Genomic DNA, 17107 nt, shown 5'->3' with positions numbered 1-17107 from the left:
ATGGCCAACTCCAGCTCCCCCGAAGCCCCGATCCCGGTCGGCAAGGTCTCCGCGCTGATCGGCGGCTGGATCGACCGGCTCGGCGCGGTGTGGGTCGAGGGTCAGATCACCCAGCTCAGCCGCCGCCCGGGAGCGGGCGTGGTGTTCCTGACCCTGCGCGACCCGCAGGCCGACGTGTCGCTCACGGTGACCTGCTTCCGCTCGGTGTTCGAGCAGGTCGCGGAGGTGGTGCAGGAGGGCTCGCGGGTCGTCGTGCACGCCAAGCCGGAGTGGTACGCGGCGCGCGGGCAGCTGTCGCTGCGGGCCTCGGAGATCCGCCCGGTGGGCCTGGGCGAGCTGCTGGCCCGGCTGGAGCAGCTGAAGCGGCGGCTGGCCGGGGAGGGCCTGTTCGCGGCCGAGCGCAAGCGGCGGCTGCCGTTCCTGCCGCAGTGCGTCGGGCTGGTCACCGGGCGCGGCTCGGCGGCCGAGCGGGACGTGCTGGAGAACGCCCGGCGGCGCTGGCCGGCCGTGCGCTTCGAGGTGCGCAACGTCCCGGTGCAGGGGGTCAGCGCGGTGGAGCGGGTGAGCGCGGCCGTCCGGGAGCTGGACGAGCACCCCGAGGTGGACGTGATCATCGTGGCCCGCGGCGGCGGCAGCGTGGAGGACCTGCTGCCGTTCTCGGACGAGGGGCTGGTGCGGCTGGTCGCGGCCGCCCGTACGCCGGTGGTCAGCGCGATCGGGCACGAGCCGGACCAGCCGCTGCTGGACTTCGTCGCCGATCTGCGCGCCTCGACCCCGACCGATGCCGCCAAACGGGTGGTTCCGGACGTCGGCGAGGAGCTGGCCAAGGTCCGTCAGCTGCGCGACCGGGCCCGTCGGCACGTGCAGTCCCGGGTCGAGCGCGAGCAGCACGGGCTGGACGGGCTGCGCAGCCGCCCGGCGCTGGCCGCCCCGCACCGGATGCTGGACGGGCGCGGCCAGGAGGTGGAGGGCCTGCTGGAGCGGGCCCGCCGGACGCTGCGGCACCGGCTGGACCACGCCCAGAGCGACCTCGGGCACACCCTGGCCCGGGTGGTCGCGCTCTCCCCGGCGGCCACCCTGGAGCGCGGCTACGCGGTGCTGCAGCGGGCCGACGGCACGGTGGTGACCGACCCGGCGCAGGTCGCGGCCGGGGACGGGCTGCACGCCCGGGTGGCGGGCGGCGGCTTCGACGTGACCGTGGGGCCTCGGTAGTGGGGCCTCAGTAGGAGCGCTGGCGGGAGAGCGCCGTCGAGTGCTCGCCGAAGCCCAGGCTGCGGTAGAGCGCCTCGCCGCCGCTGCTGGCGTGCAGGTCGATCCGGCCGGTCCGGCGGTCGTCGAACCAGTCCAGGAGCGCCTCGGTGCACGCCCTGGCGTGGCCGCGCAGCCGGTGGCCCGGGTCGGTGCAGATGTTGAAGACGAAGCCGAACAGGCCCTCCGGGTTGCCGGGCGAGGGCAGGCGGCGCTCCAGGGTGCCGACGGCACAGGCCGCGAGCCGGCCGGGCCGCCCGGCGTCGTCGACCACGAAGGCGGGCATGGTGAGCTCGCCGGGCGGGGCGGCCAGGCGCTCGCGCAGCAGCCGCTCGGCGGCGGCCTGCCAGGGGCCGGGGCCGGCCACTGCGGCCATGCTGGGCATCGCCTCGAACATCAGGTTGCGCAGCCGGACGAGTTCGGGGGCGTCGTCCGGGACGGCGGGGCGGACCTCGGTCATGCGGCGGAGGCTAGCGCCGGGCGGTGCCCGGCCGCACCCGGGTTTCGGCCCGTGGAACCGGCCGCTGTCGGCGCCAGCCCCTACGCTGGCACGCATGGCAGAGCAGCAGGAGCAGCAGGACGCGGCGGCGCCGACCCCGGACGACGCGCTGGGCTACGAGCACGCCCGGGACGCGCTGCTGGACGTGGTCCGGCAGCTGGAGAACGGCGGCACCTCCCTGGAGGAGTCGCTGGCGCTGTGGGAGCGCGGCGAGCAGCTGGCGAAGGTCTGCCAGCGCTGGCTGGACGGCGCCCGGGCCCGGCTGGACGCCGCGTTGGCGGCCGAGGAGGGCGCGGCCCCGGGCGGGGAGTGAGCACTGCGGGTCCGCACGGCTGCCCGTGAGGCAGGTCACAACGGCTTGGGGAATCGTTGAATCTTCACCTATGTTGGATCGTGTGATCGGCCGCGCCGGTCACTCCGACGAACCCCCCTCCCGCATGAGGTGCAGAAGCATGACCACCGACGCCCTGGTACTCGACGCCGCCGCTCAGGACCTGCTGTTCCGCGAGGCCCGCACCGCGAACACCTTCACCGACGAGCCGGTCACCGAGGAGCAGGTCCAGGCCATCTACGACCTGGTCAAGTACGGCCCGACCGCCTTCAACCAGCAGCCGCTGCGCGTCGTCCTGGTCCGCTCGACCGAGGGCCGCGAGCGCCTCGTCCAGCACCTGGCGGACGGCAACAAGGCCAAGACCTCCACCGCCCCGCTGGTCGCCATCCTCGCCGCGGACAACGAGTTCCACGAGGAGCTGCCGACCCAGTTCCCGCACTTCCCGCAGGCCAAGGACGTCTTCTTCTCGGAGCGCTCGGTCCGTGAGTCCTCCGCCGCGCTGAACGGCGCCCTGCAGGCCGCGTACTTCATCATCGGCGTGCGCGCCGCCGGCCTGGCCGCCGGCCCGATGACCGGCTTCGACGCCGAGGGCATCAACAAGGAGTTCTTCGGCGAGGGCGACCACTCGGTGCTGGCCGTGGTCAACATCGGCAAGCCGGGCGAGGACGCCTGGTTCCCGCGTTCCCCGCGCCTGGCCTACGACGAGGTCGTCACCACCGTCTGATCGCGCCCCGCGACGGCGAAGGGCCCGCACCGGTTCGTCCGGTGCGGGCCCTTCCGCGTGCGCGGCGGCCGGGCGCTACTTGAGCGCCTGGGCGAGCTCGGCCAGTTCCTCGTAGGAGGCGGTGCCGGTGATCAGGGTGGTCGCCGAGCCGGTCTGGGCGGCCAGCGCCCGGGACTTGTCGCCCTGCACCCGGTCCCAGCTGTGCCCGGCCGCGTCCGAGCTGCCGTCCGGCTGGGCGCCGGCGACCTTGTCGGCGAGCAACCGGTCGCGCGGGACGTCGGCCTGCTCGACCGCCGCGTACTGGCCGGAGGGGGTCACGAAGCCCAGGTGCCAGGCGTTGCCCTTGCCGTTGTTGATGGCGGCCGGGGTGTAGCTGACCGAGGTGGCCCGCCACTTGTCGGGCAGCCCCTCCGGGGACAGCAGCGGGTAGGGTGCGGCGCGCCTCGCCGAGGCCGCCTCCACCTTGTACCCGACCACGTGCACCGGGTCGCCGTCCGCGTCGTGCGGGAGGAACAGGTACCCGATCCAGACGACGAAACCGACCGCCAGCATCGACAGGACCATGTCCCGTACGGTCTGCCGACCCCTCATGCCCTTGTTTGCAGCCACCCCCACATGGTGACTCATCCACATCCCGGCCCGGCCACCAGGGGTGGGCACGTACGGGTGAACCGGGACGAACCGGTGGTTTCCGCTCCGGGATGGCGACCCGCGCCACAGACAGTCATCTCGTGGGCAGATACGATCGCACTACCCTCACCACGGCGTTCGACCAGGCAGTAGTCGGGCGCTCACTGGCCGTCGCGTACAGAGAGGTAACGACGATGACCGCGCAGTACCCGCACCACCTTCCCAGTGCCCTGGAGGTCGCGCCCGAGGCTCCGGACCGGAACCTCGCACTCGAGCTCGTCCGGGTCACCGAGGCGGCCGCCATGGCCGCCGGCCGGTGGGTCGGCCGGGGCGACAAGAACGGCGCGGACGGTGCCGCCGTGAAGGCGATGCGCACCCTCGTCTCGACCGTCTCGATGAACGGCGTGGTCGTCATCGGGGAGGGCGAGAAGGACGAAGCCCCGATGCTCTACAACGGCGAGCGGGTCGGCGACGGCACCGGCGCCGAGTGCGACGTCGCGGTCGACCCGGTGGACGGCACCACGCTGACCGCCAAGGGCATGAACAACGCGGTGGCCGTGCTGGCCGTCGCCGACCGCGGCACCATGTTCGACCCCAGCGCCGTGTTCTACATGGACAAGCTGATCACCGGGCCGGAGGCCGCCGACTTCGTCGACATCACCGCCCCGCCGGCCGTCAACATCCGCCGGGTAGCCAAGGCCAAGGGCAGCGCCGTCGAGGACGTCACCGTGGTCGTGCTCGACCGCCCGCGCCACGACGACCTGGTCCGGCAGATCCGCGAGGCGGGCGCCCGGATCAAGTTCATCTCCGACGGCGACGTGGCCGGCGCCATCATGGCCGCCCGCGAGGGCACCGGCATCGACCTGCTGATGGGCGTCGGCGGCACCCCCGAGGGCATCATCGCGGCCTGCGCGATGAAGTGCATGGGCGGCGTCATCCAGGGCCGGCTGTGGCCCAAGGACGAGGCCGAGCGGCAGAAGGCCCTCGACGCCGGACACGACCTGGACCGGGTGCTCACCACCAACGACCTGGTCAGCGGCGAGAACGTGTTCTTCGTCGCCACCGGCATCACCGACGGCGAGCTGCTGCGCGGCGTGCACTACCGCTCGGAGACCGCCACCACCAGCTCGCTGGTGATGCGCTCCAAGAGCGGCACCATCCGCGAGATCAACTCCGTCCACAAGCTGTCGAAGCTGCGGGCCTACAGCGCGATCGACTTCGACCGCGCCAACTGACCCGGCCACGACCGGCCCAGCACGAGGCCCCGGCGGAATCCCCCTCCGCCGGGGCCTCGTGGCGTTCCGGCCACGGTCGCGGCCCGACCGCCCGCCGGGGCGGGTCTTCGGCCCGCCGTCAACCCGCTATCCGACGCCCGGCCGTGGCCACCCGGGCCGCCTCGCGCAGCTCCGCGTCCCGGCGGCGCCGCCGGGCCAGCACCACCCGGCGCTCGGCGGCCGTCAGCCCGCCCCAGACCCCGTACGGCTCCGGCTGGGCCAGCGCGTGCTCACGGCACTCCAGCAGCACCGGGCAGCGGGCGCACACCTGCTTGGCCTGCTCCTCCCGCGACAGCCGGGCCGCCGTCGGCTCCTTCGAGGGCGCGAAGAACAGCCCCACCTCGTCCCGTCGACAGGCCGCACCGGTGTGCCACGGATTGTCCTCGCCCGCGGCCGTGCCCGCCGTGCCGCCCGGGGGCTGCGGCTGGGGGCGGACGGCCGGACGACGCTCCAGCAACTGGGCGGCGGCGACTGGCGAAGTGGTGCGGGACTCGATCGGATGCAGCACGGCCGTACTCCTGACGAGGCTCTCGGACACGGGGAACCCCGCTCCCCTGCACGGCTGCGAGCCCCCGCTGTCCAGCACCCGACACGGCCACGGGGCCGCGTCCGGTGCACAGCCGTTCAAGAAGCGATGTGCGGAAGGAACTACCCCGCCCGGCCGCGATTCATGCACACTGCACGCAATCGACTACGGAGTGCACCGATCACAACGCCGAACGCCCGGCCGGGAGTTGATCCACGGCCGGGCGTTCATCGGGTCAATTCGGGCTAATCCGTGCCGAGTTGCTTACGGACCCACTCCTTGAGCTTCTTGCCCCGGCGCGGCTTCGCGTCACAACCCCCGAACATCGCAACGCCCTTGACCCGCACGACCGGAGCGTACGGGTCCGCCGCGGTCTGCTCACGGACGTCGAACCCGCCGAAGATGCCGACCCCGGAACCGAGCAGGCTGACGTTCTCCGGCACCCGGATCTCCACCCCGCCGAAGATCGCCGTCACCGTGATCTCCACCTCCGGGGACTCGAAGACCGCGTCGGACAGGTCGATCTCCACCCCGCCGAACGCGGCGAAGGCGGTCAGCTGCGAGCCCACCCGCCAGCGGCCCTTGCGGGAGGCGCCGCCGAACACCGCCACCACCGACGGGGACTCGTGCCGCGCGGGCGGCAGCGGCCGGGCGCCCGACGGACCCTGCGCGGGGGCGTCCAGCGGCGGCTTGTCGAAGGACACCGACCGGTGCGCCGGCAGGTCCCTGGTCAGCGGGACCAGATCACCGAAGGTCTTGGCGGCGTACGCGGCCTCGATCCGCTCGGCGTGCTCGTCCGCGTCCAACCGCCCCTCGGCGTAGGCGTCCCGGAGCAGCTCCGCGATCCGCTCGCGGTCGGCGTCCGAGACCCGCATCTCCGCCTGCGCCACCGGGGCGTGCGCGGGCTGCGGCGTGGCCACGGGCTTCGGCTGGGGCATCGGTTCGGGCTTGGTCAGGGGTACGGGCGCCGGCACCGGCGGCTGCCCCGGATCGTCCTGCGACGGCGAGTTGTCCGGCGTGTTGTTCACGGCCCAAGCCTAGTCGGTCGTACTGCTGCCCGAGTGAGCCCCGTCACGCAAGGGCGACCTGTCCGCATGCGTCCCGCGGCCGGGTCCTACCCTGGATGGTGCTTCGCCGACGCAGCCGCACCAACTGGACACCTAAGGACCGCCCCGATGGCTCCCACGCCAGACTTCGAGTACAGCGACCTGCTCCCCCTGGGCGCTGACCCGACCCCGTACCGCAAGCTCACCTCCGAGGGCGTCTCCACCTTCGAGGCCGGCGGCCGCACCTTCCTCCAGGTGGAGCCCGAGGCCCTGCGGCTGCTCACCGCCGAGGCGATGCACGACATCTCGCACTACCTGCGCCCCGCCCACCTCGCCCAGCTGCGCCGCATCCTGGACGACCCGGAGGCCAGCCCGAACGACCGCTTCGTCGCGCTCGACCTGCTGAAGAACGTCAACATCTCGGCCGGCGGCGTCCTCCCGATGTGCCAGGACACCGGCACCGCGATCGTCATGGGCAAGCGCGGCCAGAACGTGCTCACCCCCGGCGCCGACGAGTCCGCCATCGCGCGCGGCGTGTACGACGCGTACACCAAGCTCAACCTGCGCTACTCCCAGATGGCCCCGGTGACCATGTGGGACGAGAAGAACACCGGCAACAACCTGCCGGCCCAGATCGAGCTGTACGCCACCGACGGCGACGCGTACAAGTTCCTCTTCATGGCCAAGGGCGGCGGCTCCGCCAACAAGTCGTACCTGTACCAGGAGACCAAGGCCATCCTGAACGAGGCCAGCATGCTCTCGTTCCTGGAGCAGAAGATCCGCTCGCTCGGCACCGCGGCCTGCCCGCCGTACCACCTGGCCATCGTGATCGGCGGCACCAGCGCCGAGTTCGCGCTCAAGACCGCCAAGTACGCCTCCGCGCACTACCTGGACAACCTGCCGACCGAGGGCAACGCCAAGACCGGCCACGGCTTCCGCGACCTGGAGCTGGAGGCCAAGGTCACCGAGCTGACCCAGAAGATCGGCATCGGCGCCCAGTTCGGCGGCAAGTACTTCTGCCACGACGTGCGGGTGGTCCGACTGCCCCGCCACGGCGCCTCGCTGCCGGTCGCGATGGCCGTCTCCTGCTCGGCCGACCGCCAGGCGCTCGGCAAGATCACCGCCGAGGGCGTGTTCCTGGAGCAGCTGGAGACCGACCCGGCGAAGTACCTGCCGGACACCACCGACGAGCACCTGGACGACGACGTGGTGCGCGTCGACCTCAACCAGCCGATGTCCGCGATCCGCGCCGAGCTGTCGAAGTACCCGGTCAAGACCCGGCTCTCGCTCACCGGCACCCTGGTCGTCGCCCGCGACATCGCCCACGCCAAGATCAAGGAGCGCCTGGACGCCGGCGAGGGCATGCCCAAGTACCTCCAGGACCACCCGGTCTACTACGCGGGCCCGGCCAAGACCCCCGAGGGCTACGCCTCCGGCTCCTTCGGCCCCACCACGGCCGGCCGGATGGACTCCTACGTCGACCAGTTCCAGGCGGCCGGCGGCTCCCTGGTGATGCTCGCCAAGGGCAACCGCAGCAAGCAGGTCACCGACGCCTGCGCCGCGCACGGCGGCTTCTACCTCGGCTCCATCGGCGGCCCGGCCGCCCGCCTCGCCCAGGACTGCATCAAGAAGGTCGAGGTGCTGGAGTACGCCGAGCTCGGCATGGAGGCCGTCTGGCGCATCGAGGTCGAGGACTTCCCGGCCTTCATCGTCGTCGACGACAAGGGCAACGACTTCTTCCGCGAGACCACCGAGGGCCCGCTGATCACCAACCTTCGGATCCGCTCCAAGGAGTAGCCGCCCGGGGAACGCCCCCGCACGCCGGGGGAACACTCCCGAACGCCCCCGAACCGCCCCGGCCGCCCCTGCGGCCGGGGCGGTTCTTCGTCGCATATCGAGGGGCATCCGGTACCGGAAACCCGTACCATTGCGGTACGAATCACCGGTACGTGGATGGAAGGCACCCCGATGGCCATCAGCGCGAGCGAGGCACGCACCCAGCTCTTCCCGTTGATCAAGAAGGTCAACGACGACCACGCCCCGATAAGGATCACCTCGAAGGGCGGGGACGCGGTCCTCATGTCCGCCGAGGACTACGACTCGTGGCAGGAGACGATCTACCTCCTGCGCTCCCCCGCCAACGCCCAGCGGCTGATGGAGGCCGTCGCCCGGGACAGGGCCGGACACCCGGGCGTCACCAGGACCGTCGCGGACCTGGAAGCCCTGGCGGGTGAGGTGTGAGGAGCGTCCACTTCGACCCCGACGCCTGGGAGGACTTCCTGTTCCGGCTCGGCTCCAACCGGAAGATGGCCCAGCGGATCACCCGGCTGATCGGCGAGATCCAGCGGAACCCCTTCGACGGGATCGGGAAGCCCGAACCGTTGAAGGGCGACCTCGCCGGCTACTGGTCCCGCCGGATCGACGACGAGCACCGGTTGGTCTACCGCGCCGACGAGAAGGAAGTGAAGATCCTCAAGGCCCGCTACCACCACCAGTAGCCGGAACCCTGCGGTCCGCCGGTCAGGCGTCGAAGTCGTACTCCAGGACATAGGAGGCGGCGTCCAGGATCATCTCGTTGAGCTCGACGACCTGGCCCTCGTCGGCGAAGGCGGTGCGGCAGATCAGGATGACCGGGGTGCCGGCGGAGAGTTCGAGGCGGGTGGCCTCGTCGGCGGCGGGCATCCGGGAGCGGACCTCCTCGCGGAAGTGCACCGGCTTGGCGCCGATCTCGGCCAGTCGGGCGTAGGTGCCGCCCGGGCCGGTGTCCTCGCGGGTGATCGCGGTGCCGGCGACCAGGACGGCCGGCAGGTAGGAGGTGGAGAGCAGCACCGGCTTGCCGTCCAGGACGAAGCGGCGGTGCCGCACGCACATCGGGACGCCCGGCTCCACCCCGAGCACCCGGGCCACGTGTTCGGGGGCTCCCCGCTCGGTGACCGACACCTGGTCGACCACCAGACTGCGGTTGTCGATGTCCGCGGACCATATCGACCGGCCGGAGCCCCACTGCCCCTGCGCCAGCCGCTGGATGCCGCGCCGGCGCAGCGGCCGGAAGTCCCGGACGAACACCCCCGCGCCCCTGCGGGCCTCCGCGATGCCCTCGCTCTGCAGCACGCCGAGCGCCTGACGGGCGGTCATCCGGGCCACGCCGTACTCGTCCATCAGGTCGTTCTCGCCGGGCAGCCGGTCGCCCGCGCGGTAGCGGCCGGTGTCGATGGCCGCCTTCAGGGACTCGGCGATCCGCTGGTACTTGGGCTGTTTGTCGCCACCGCTGCCGCTCATCGCCGCTCCCTCTCCCTCGGATGAATCGTAGGCGCGCCCGCGGTCGCTGATAAGGAGATACGACCGTTGACATCTCTAGAGATATTAGCTTCTCTAGAGATGTCTGCCAGTCGCTGACCGAGCGAAGGAGCAGTGCGGTGAGCACCCGACAGCGCAACGCCCCGGCCTACCGGCCGCACGTGGGTGAACTCGTCCTCGACCGGAGGACCGGACGCACCGGCATCTACATGGACACCATCGGCGGCGAGTACTACCTGCGCCCCGAGCACGGCGGTCTGGAATGGGCCGCCGAACCGCACGACGTCTCCCCTGCCCCCGAGCCCCGCGATTCGGCTGAATGCGATCAGCCCCGGTAATTGCGGATGAATCCACGCAAGCCATGGCATTCGGAACCCGGTAATCCCCCCGGTGAATCCGGAATTCCGGAACGCCCCGCGCGCGCCGCCGGGCACGTTACGGATACCGACGGTCACCAAGCGTGCACCGGGGGCGGAAATCGGCCACCCGATGGACCCGCACACGAATTGGCGCGCACATCACGACAGCGCCCCCGCGCCCAGGCAGGGGCGCGGGGGCACTCGGTCGGAACGACTTACGGGTGACCCTGGATGATGCTCGCGAAGGCGCCCGTGGCAGTGGCCACGTAGCCGACGGTCACGACAACGGTCGACACGGCGACCACGGCAACCCGACGAAGCTTGCTCATGCAACCCCTCCAACTCCTCAGGTCCGCCCGCTGGCGAACTCAAGTTCGATCCTACGCGCCGTCAGATCCGATATCCGGAGCTGTCGCCAAACGCCCGAGCGCCCGGACGGAGGCGCGGGGCCATCGACCGGAACGGGTTACGGGTGACCGAAGATGATGTTCTCCGGCTCGTACGTCTTGCCGGGCTCACCGGTGGCCGGCGTGTCGGTGGCCGGCGCGCCGGGGTCCTCCGCGCCCTCGCCGCCGAACAGGTCGTTCTCGATCGCCGTCTTCTGCGCATCGGAAGGCGCGGCGTACTCGGAGGGGTTCGAGGACACGGCCACCGCACCCTCGACAGCCTTGCCCGCCTCCACAGCGACGGCCGGGGTGTCGGCCTGCGTCGCGTTCTGCGGCGTCGACGGCACCGGGGTCTCGCTCTGGTCATTGGCCATTGGGCGGCCGCCTTTCGGTCATCAAATGTGTTCGGCCCGACCTCCGTGGCGCGGGCGCGGCGACAGTATCGTAGGGTTGATTAAATGTCCGATAAACATCGTGCGGCTTGCGAGGCGATCCGACAGAGTCGGACGTCCGCCTAAGCTGGACCACTACGGCGGACCGCCGAGCGCCCTTTTCGCGGAATCGACACCACAGGCCATCGGGGGACTTCATGCAGTTTCGGGAGACGCCGCAGACCCCTGCGCTGCGCTTCCAAGTCCTCGGTCCGGTCCAGGCCTGGCTCGACGGCAAGCCCCTCTCCCTCGGATCCCCCCAGCAGCAGGCCGTTCTGACGACTCTTCTGCTGCACTCCGGGCGCCCGGTGACCACCCAGGACCTGGTCGACGCGCTCTGGGGCGAGCGCCCGCCGACCCAGGCCGTGGCGGCGCTGCGCACCTACGTCTCCCGGCTGCGCTCGGTCATCGAGCCCCGGCGGGAGGTGCGCCGGCCCGCCGAGCTGCTGGTCTCGGTCGCCGACGGCTACGCCCTGCGCATCCCGGGCGAGGCCCTCGACCTGTCGGTCTTCGAGCGGCTCTCCACCGAAGCCGCGGCCGCCCGCACCTCGGGCGACAAGCACGAGGCGCACCGGCTGCTGGCCCAAGCGCTGGACCTGTTCAGCGGCCGTCCGCTCACCGGCATCCCCGGTCCGTACGCCGATACCCAGCGGCTGCGGCTGGCCGAGCGCCAGGTCGCCGCCGCCGAAGAGCTGTGCGCCGCCGCCCTCGACATCGGCCTGCATGCCGAGATCGTCGTCGAACTCAACAACCTGACGACCGAACACCCGCTGCGCGAGCGCCTGCGTGAGCTGCTGATGCTGGCGCTCTACCGCTGTGGACGCCAGGCGGAGGCACTCGGCGTCTACACCGACACCCGCAAGCTCCTGATCGAGGAGCTCGGAGTCGAACCGGGCGTGGGCCTGTCCTCGATGCACAACCGCATCCTCGCGGCCGACCCGGCGCTCACCCTCCCCGCCGTCCCGGCTCTCGCGGCACATGAGGACGGCCCGGCCACTCCGCCAGCTCCGGCTCAACTCCCGGCCGACGTATCGGACTTCAGCGGTCGCTCGAACCTGGTGGGCGACCTGTCCGCGGTCCTGATGAACGCCACCGGCCAGGCCGTCGTGGTGACCTCGCTGGCCGGCATCGGCGGCGTCGGCAAGACCACTCTCGCCGTGCACGTCGCCCACCGCGTCCGGTCCGAGTTTCCGGACGGGCAGCTGTACGTCGACCTGCGCGGAGCCGGCGTCTCCCCGGCCGACCCGGTGGCCGTCCTCGGTGACTTCCTGCACGCGCTCGGGGTCACCGAGAGCCCCGACTCGCTCGACCAGCGCGCCGCGCTCTACCGCTCCCTGCTCGCCAGCCGACGCATGCTGATCCTGCTCGACAACGCGCGCGACGCCGAGCAGATCCGGCCGCTCATCCCCGGGGTCTCCGGCTGTGCCGTGCTCGCCACCAGCCGGTCCCGACTCGCCGGCATCCCGGGCGCCCAGTTGTTCGACGTCGAGGAGCTGACCTCGGACGAAGCCCTGGCGCTGTTCGCGGCCATCGTCGGCGAACACCGGGTCACCGCCGAGCCCGAGGCAGCCATGAAGGTGATCACCGCCTGCGGCTTCCTGCCGCTGGCCGTCCGCATCGCCGCCGCCCGCCTGGCCAGCCGCCCGCGCTGGAGCGTCTCCGATCTCGCCAGCCGGTTAGCGGACCAGCGCCGACGGCTGGACGAACTCCAACTGGGCAACCTCGCCGTGGAGACCACCATCGGGCTCGGCTACGGACAGCTGTCCGGCCCCGAGGCCCGTGCCTTTCGGCTGCTCGCCCTGATCGACTCCCCGGACGTCCCGCTGGCAGCTGTCGCGGCGCTGCTCGGCGTGGACGAGGGCACCGCCGAGGACCTCGCCGAGTCGCTGGTCGAAGCGAACATGCTGGAGTGCTTCACGCCCGGCCGGTACCGCCACCACGACCTCCTCCGGCTCTACGCCCAGCGGAAGAACGAGCGGATCGGGGACACCGAGGAGCAGGAACAAGCCGTCCTGCGACTGCTCGACCTGCTGATCCCGACCGTCCGCAACGCGTCCCGGACCATCGAACCGGACGACGCGGAGCCGGAGCTGCTGACCACGCCCTCCTCCCCGGGGATCGGCCTGCCGACCAGCGTCTCCGCTCAGAGCTGGCTCCGAACCGAAGGCGCCCTGCTGCTGAGCGCCATCGCCGCGGCGGCGAACGGGCCCCACGCCTCGCAGCACGCGGCGATCGACCTGCTGATCCTGCTCAACGGCATCGGCCCGGTCCCCGCCCACGGCCCCCGGGTGCGCCCGATCCTGGAAACCGTCGGACGCGAGGCCGAGCGTCGCGGCGACTCCGCCGTTCTCGCCCGCGTGCACTTCGCGCTCGGTGCCCTGCACTACGTGACCAGCGACTTCCAGGGCGCCGAGCAGTCGCTCCGCCGCAGCCTCGACCACCAGGCACCGAACAAGCCGACCGTCCTGCTGTTGGCCACGGCCAACACACTGGGCGTGATCCTCAGCATGGGCAACCGTCCCGGCGAGGCCCTGCCGGTCCTGGAACAGGTCCGCGCCACCAGCCGAGCGGTCGGCACGGCCATGAGCGAAGCACGGATCGTCAGCAACATCGCCCGGGTCCAGCACCGGCTCGGCATGATCGACACGGCGATCAAGTCCGCCAACGACGGCGTCGCCGCCGCCCGGGCGTCCGAGAACGGGCCGCTGCTCGCCCAGACCCTCTACCAGCTCGGCGTGGTGCTCTCCGGCGGCGCGGCCGTCCCCCACCTCCAGGAGGCCCACCAGCTGTACCACGCCCAGCAGAACTCCCTCTGGGAGGGCTACACCCTGGCTCGTCTGGCCTCCGCCCTGCTCGCCGCCGACGAGCACGCCGAGGCCGCCGAGGCCGCCGGCCAGTCACTCGCGATCGGGCAGGACATGGACTCCGCCTACTGCCAGGGCCTGGCCAACGCCGCCCTCGGCGAGGCGCTGCTCGCCCTGGCGCAGCCGGCCCGTGGCCTGGCCTGCCTCCAGGAGGCGCACGCCATCTTCACGCGGCTCGGTGTGCCGGAGGCCTCCCCCGTAGCGGACCTCATCTCCCGACAGCACACCGAGCCCTTCTCATCTCCCCCCGCGCCTTGAGGCCTCCGCTCCCCCTCGGAGCACCTCCCCCGATCCGCGCGTCGGCGCTCCCGCAGCCCCCCGGCTGCGGGAGCGCCCTCAACGCTTCCCCGGCGCTGGGCTCCACTGTGCACCGTGCCGATTGACGTTCGATAAACGTCCGATAGTCAGCCCGCGGACCGGTGAAACCGCAGGTCAGCGCCGCCACCCCGGCGCGCCCTGCGGCGTGCGCGGCCGGACGCACCACCCGGCCCGCACCCCCGTGCTTCCGCGGACCCGGTCCAGATCGGCCCAAGCATGACGAGTTGGCCGGAAAGGCACCCCATGGCGCAGTGATCACGCATATTCTCAGATGCCAGTACGCACACGAGTGTCTGCCGGCAACGTGTCGGGGTGCAGGCCGTCTGTGTGATGCGGGGAGCGTGACGTACCGCCACCGGCAGCGGCCCAGGAGGCTGCGGAGGAGCCGACCGGAGGCCACGGGTGGAAGGGTGTCCCTCAACGTGACGACCGGACAGATATCCGACGCTTTCCCGGTCGGCGAGGACGCCGGCGACGACGGCCCCGACGTGCGACGACGCCGGGCGGCCCGGGCCCTGCAGGCGGTCGCCTTCGACACCATCGGGGCCTGTTACGGCGAGGCGTTCCCGGCCAAGGACGGCCAGTTGGAGTGCGGGCGGCAACTGCTCGCCGAGCTCGAACCCGGGGCCCGGGTGCTGGACGTGGGCTGCGGCACCGGCGAGCCGACCGTCCGCCAGCTGACCGCCGGCGGACTGCGGGTGACCGGGATAGACCTCTCTGACGGGATGCTCACCCTGGCCCGGCAGGCCCGGATCGACGGCCCGCATCCGGCCGAGTTCCACCGCATCGACCTGTACGATCTGGCCACCGAGCGGGCCGACCGGGTCTGGGGAGCCCCCGGGCTGGGCCCGACGGGCCGGGGCGGGTTCGCCGCGATCACCGCGTTCTTCTCGCTGATCCTGCTGCCGCAGGACGAGATCCCGACCGTGCTCGGGCGGCTGCGCGAGCTCCTGCGGCCCGGCGGACTGCTGGTGCTCGGTATGGTCGAGGCGGACCTGGATCACGTTCCGCTTCCGTTCCTTGGCAGAGAGCTGCGGATCAGTGGGTATCTGAGGGAGGATCTGGAGCGGGTTCTGGTCGCGGCCGGTTTCGCCGTCGAGGAGTGCTCGGGGCATCCGTACGCGCCGGCCAGTACCACGCTGCCGCCGGAGGAACAGCTGTTCCTGTGCTGTCGACGCGTCGGCTGACCGACCGCAGGACCGCCGCACGACCAGCAGGCCCACCGACCAGACCGCCCGACCACCACACCGAATCCAGGACAGGCAGCCGTGCGCGACCAGCTCAAGACCGAGGCGGAGCAGCCGCCCGCCGTCCCGGGCCAGCGCAGTGCGGTCCCGTTCCGGGCGCACGCCCCGGTGAAGCCGCCGGCCGCCCGGCCGGACCAGGCCGCGTCGGCGGCGGAGCCGGCCGCGGGCGTGGCTGACCGCCTCGCCTACCTCGACGCGGCGACCCGGCGGATCAACAGCGCCCTCGACCTGGCCGCGACCCTGCGCAACATCGGCCGGGTGCTGGTCCCGACCCTCGCCGACGCCGCGGTCGTCCATCTGCGCGACCCGCTGCCCAACGTCGAGCGCGAGCCGGGCTTCCCGGAGGAGCTGCGGATCCACCACAGCACCGGTACCCGGATCGGCCGGCGCGGCCGCAAGAGCGGCGCGGACGACCGGCACCGCTCCCGGTTCGGCTCCCGCTCGACCGCCGACACCGGCCCGGCCACCCCGGTCACCCGCGGCGGGCCGCTGGCGCACATCCTGCTGAGCCGCCGCCCGGCCGAGTCGGCCGTCCTCGGCACGCCCGCCGCCGAGCGCACCGAGGCGCTGCTGCGCGAGCTGTACGGCACCCGCGGGCTGGCCCGGCTGGCCGCCGGCACCTCGGTGGTGGCCCTGCCGCTGCGCGGCCGCAAGGCCGTCCTCGGCCTGCTGGTGCTGATCCGCCGTCCCCCTGAACGCACCGGCCGCCCGGCCTTCGACGCGGCCGACACCGCGACCGCCGCGCACCTGGCGACCCAGGCCGGACTGGCCGTGGACACCGCGCTGCGGTACGCCCGCGAGTGGGAGATAGCCAACGAACTCCAGCGCAGCATGCTGCCGTTGCGCCTGCCGCAGTCGCACGGCGTCCGACTCGCCCAGCGCTACCTGCCCGGTGAGCGCGGCGCCCAGGTCGGCGGCGACTGGTACGACGCGGTGCCGCTGCCCGGCAACCGGGTCGCCCTGATCGTCGGCGACGTGATGGGCCACTCGCTCACCTCGGCCGCCATCATGGGCCAACTGCGCACCAGCGCCCAGACCTTGGCCGCCCTCGACCTGCCACCGCACGAGGTGCTCTACCACCTGGACGAACAGGCCCAACGGCTCGGCCGGGAACAGCACCTGGCCACCTGCGTGTACGCGGTGTACGACCCGATCGCCAACCGGGTGGTGCTGGCCAACGCCGGGCATGTCCCACCGGTGCTGGTCCGCCCGGACGGCACGGCCGAGTTGGTGGAGCTGGACTCCGGGGCGCCGATCGGGGTCGGCGGGGTGGACTTCAACTCGGTCGAGCTGCCCGCGCCGCCCGGCTCGGCGCTGCTGCTGTTCACCGACGGCCTGGTGGAGACCCGCACCCGCCCGCTCAGCGACGGGCTGGAGGTGCTCCGCGCGCGGATCGAGGCCGCCCGCTGGCAGTCCCCCGAGCAGCTGTGCCAGGAGGCGCTGCGGATCCTGCCGCCCGGGGACCGCGGCGACGACATCGCCCTGCTGGGCGCCTGCTTCGACGGCATCCCGGCCGGGGACGTCGCCCACTGGTACCTGCAGCCGCGCAACGAGACGCCCGGCCGGGCCCGCCGGCTGGCCGCGCACACGCTGCGCCGGTGGGGGCTGGACGAGTTGAGCGAGGCGACCGAGCTGATGGTCAGCGAGCTGGTGACCAACGCCGTCCAGCACGCGACCCGGCCGGTCACCCTGAGCCTGGTGCGCACCGCCCGGCTGCGCTGCGAGGTGGGCGACGACAGCCCACTGCTGCCGCGCCCGCGCCGTACCGGTCCGGAGGACGAACGCGGGCGCGGGCTGCAGATAGTGGCCCGGTGCGCGGACCGCTGGGGCGCCACCCGGCTGGGTACCGGCAAGGTGGTCTGGTTCGAGCAGCGGCTGCCGCAGTAGCTACGAGCGGGAGCTTCGCGCAGCGCCCGACGCAGGAGCG

At 72.3% G+C, this 17107-nt stretch carries 17 protein-coding genes; 11 read left to right on the top strand and 6 right to left on the bottom strand.

The window, feature by feature from the left end; translation table 11 throughout:
- Positions 1-1212 (top strand): exodeoxyribonuclease VII large subunit, encoded by a 1212-nt coding sequence (gene xseA / locus ABTZ03_RS23905; RefSeq protein WP_350515089.1) that lies wholly within the window; start codon positions 1-3, stop codon positions 1210-1212.
- 7 nt (positions 1213-1219) lie between these two features.
- Here xseA and ABTZ03_RS23900 read toward each other — a convergent pair whose 3' ends face one another.
- On the bottom strand, positions 1220-1708 hold the full coding sequence (locus ABTZ03_RS23900) for a GNAT family N-acetyltransferase (protein WP_350515088.1): 489 nt from the start codon (positions 1706-1708) through the stop codon (positions 1220-1222).
- A 94-nt stretch (positions 1709-1802) separates the two neighbouring features.
- Here ABTZ03_RS23900 and ABTZ03_RS23895 point away from each other — a divergent pair, with 94 nt between their 5' ends.
- Positions 1803-2060: an exodeoxyribonuclease VII small subunit gene (locus ABTZ03_RS23895; RefSeq protein ID WP_350515087.1), complete on the top strand. Its 258-nt coding sequence runs from the start codon at positions 1803-1805 to the stop codon at positions 2058-2060.
- Between the two features lie 139 nt (positions 2061-2199).
- A complete protein-coding gene (locus tag ABTZ03_RS23890; protein ID WP_350515086.1) occupies positions 2200-2802 on the top strand; it encodes a malonic semialdehyde reductase in 603 nt (200 codons plus the stop codon).
- 75 nt (positions 2803-2877) lie between these two features.
- Here ABTZ03_RS23890 and ABTZ03_RS23885 read toward each other — a convergent pair whose 3' ends face one another.
- Entirely contained in the window at positions 2878-3411 is a 534-nt protein-coding gene (locus ABTZ03_RS23885) for a DUF4245 domain-containing protein (RefSeq protein WP_350515085.1), read from the bottom strand.
- A gap of 215 nt (positions 3412-3626) precedes the next feature.
- On the opposite strand from ABTZ03_RS23885, the gene glpX reads away from it, so the two are divergent.
- Positions 3627-4667 (top strand): class II fructose-bisphosphatase, encoded by a 1041-nt coding sequence (gene glpX / locus ABTZ03_RS23880; RefSeq protein WP_350515084.1) that lies wholly within the window; start codon positions 3627-3629, stop codon positions 4665-4667.
- Positions 4668-4785: 118 nt separating this feature from the next.
- Here glpX and ABTZ03_RS23875 read toward each other — a convergent pair whose 3' ends face one another.
- Positions 4786-5163, bottom strand: coding sequence for a WhiB family transcriptional regulator (locus ABTZ03_RS23875; RefSeq protein ID WP_400924940.1), 378 nt, complete (start codon positions 5161-5163; stop codon positions 4786-4788).
- Between the two features lie 314 nt (positions 5164-5477).
- Positions 5478-6170, bottom strand: a complete 693-nt coding sequence (locus tag ABTZ03_RS23870; protein ID WP_350515114.1) for a DUF1707 SHOCT-like domain-containing protein — start codon at positions 6168-6170, stop codon at positions 5478-5480.
- A 237-nt stretch (positions 6171-6407) separates the two neighbouring features.
- Here ABTZ03_RS23870 and ABTZ03_RS23865 point away from each other — a divergent pair, with 237 nt between their 5' ends.
- The 3 genes from ABTZ03_RS23865 (at position 6408) to ABTZ03_RS23855 (ending at position 8776) form a co-directional block, all read left to right on the top strand.
- Positions 6408-8075, top strand: a complete 1668-nt coding sequence (locus ABTZ03_RS23865) for a fumarate hydratase (RefSeq protein ID WP_350515082.1) — start codon at positions 6408-6410, stop codon at positions 8073-8075.
- Positions 8076-8246: 171 nt separating this feature from the next.
- A complete protein-coding gene (locus ABTZ03_RS23860; protein WP_350515081.1) occupies positions 8247-8519 on the top strand; it encodes a type II toxin-antitoxin system Phd/YefM family antitoxin in 273 nt (90 codons plus the stop codon).
- Positions 8516-8776 carry a Txe/YoeB family addiction module toxin gene (locus tag ABTZ03_RS23855; RefSeq protein WP_350515080.1) on the top strand — a complete coding sequence of 87 codons (261 nt, stop codon included), beginning with the start codon at positions 8516-8518 and terminating at the stop codon, positions 8774-8776. The genes ABTZ03_RS23860 and ABTZ03_RS23855 overlap by 4 nt, the downstream gene beginning before the upstream one ends.
- 22 nt (positions 8777-8798) lie before the next feature.
- On the opposite strand, the gene ABTZ03_RS23850 is transcribed toward ABTZ03_RS23855, so the two are convergent.
- Complete coding sequence (locus ABTZ03_RS23850) at positions 8799-9557, bottom strand: GntR family transcriptional regulator (RefSeq protein WP_350515079.1); 759 nt, start codon at positions 9555-9557, stop codon at positions 8799-8801.
- Between the two features lie 137 nt (positions 9558-9694).
- On the opposite strand from ABTZ03_RS23850, the gene ABTZ03_RS23845 reads away from it, so the two are divergent.
- Positions 9695-9913: a hypothetical protein gene (locus ABTZ03_RS23845; RefSeq protein ID WP_350515078.1), complete on the top strand. Its 219-nt coding sequence runs from the start codon at positions 9695-9697 to the stop codon at positions 9911-9913.
- A 487-nt stretch (positions 9914-10400) separates the two neighbouring features.
- On the opposite strand, the gene ABTZ03_RS23840 is transcribed toward ABTZ03_RS23845, so the two are convergent.
- A complete protein-coding gene (locus ABTZ03_RS23840) occupies positions 10401-10694 on the bottom strand; it encodes a hypothetical protein (RefSeq protein ID WP_350515077.1) in 294 nt (97 codons plus the stop codon).
- Between the two features lie 215 nt (positions 10695-10909).
- Between ABTZ03_RS23840 and ABTZ03_RS23835 the strand changes: the two genes are divergently transcribed.
- The 3 genes from ABTZ03_RS23835 (at position 10910) to ABTZ03_RS23825 (ending at position 17067) form a co-directional block, all read left to right on the top strand.
- Entirely contained in the window at positions 10910-13873 is a 2964-nt protein-coding gene (locus ABTZ03_RS23835) for an AfsR/SARP family transcriptional regulator (RefSeq protein WP_350515076.1), read from the top strand.
- 482 nt (positions 13874-14355) lie between these two features.
- On the top strand, positions 14356-15120 hold the full coding sequence (locus ABTZ03_RS23830) for a class I SAM-dependent methyltransferase (protein ID WP_350515075.1): 765 nt from the start codon (positions 14356-14358) through the stop codon (positions 15118-15120).
- An 81-nt stretch (positions 15121-15201) separates the two neighbouring features.
- Entirely contained in the window at positions 15202-17067 is a 1866-nt protein-coding gene (locus ABTZ03_RS23825) for an ATP-binding SpoIIE family protein phosphatase (protein WP_350515074.1), read from the top strand.
- Positions 17068-17107: the final 40 nt, after the last annotated feature.

It is taken from the genome of Kitasatospora sp. NPDC096077 (assembly GCF_040303245.1).
GTDB lineage: Bacteria > Actinomycetota > Actinomycetes > Streptomycetales > Streptomycetaceae > Kitasatospora.
Note: the sequence above shows the minus strand (reverse complement) of the source record. Positions and strands in the feature narration are given on the sequence as shown.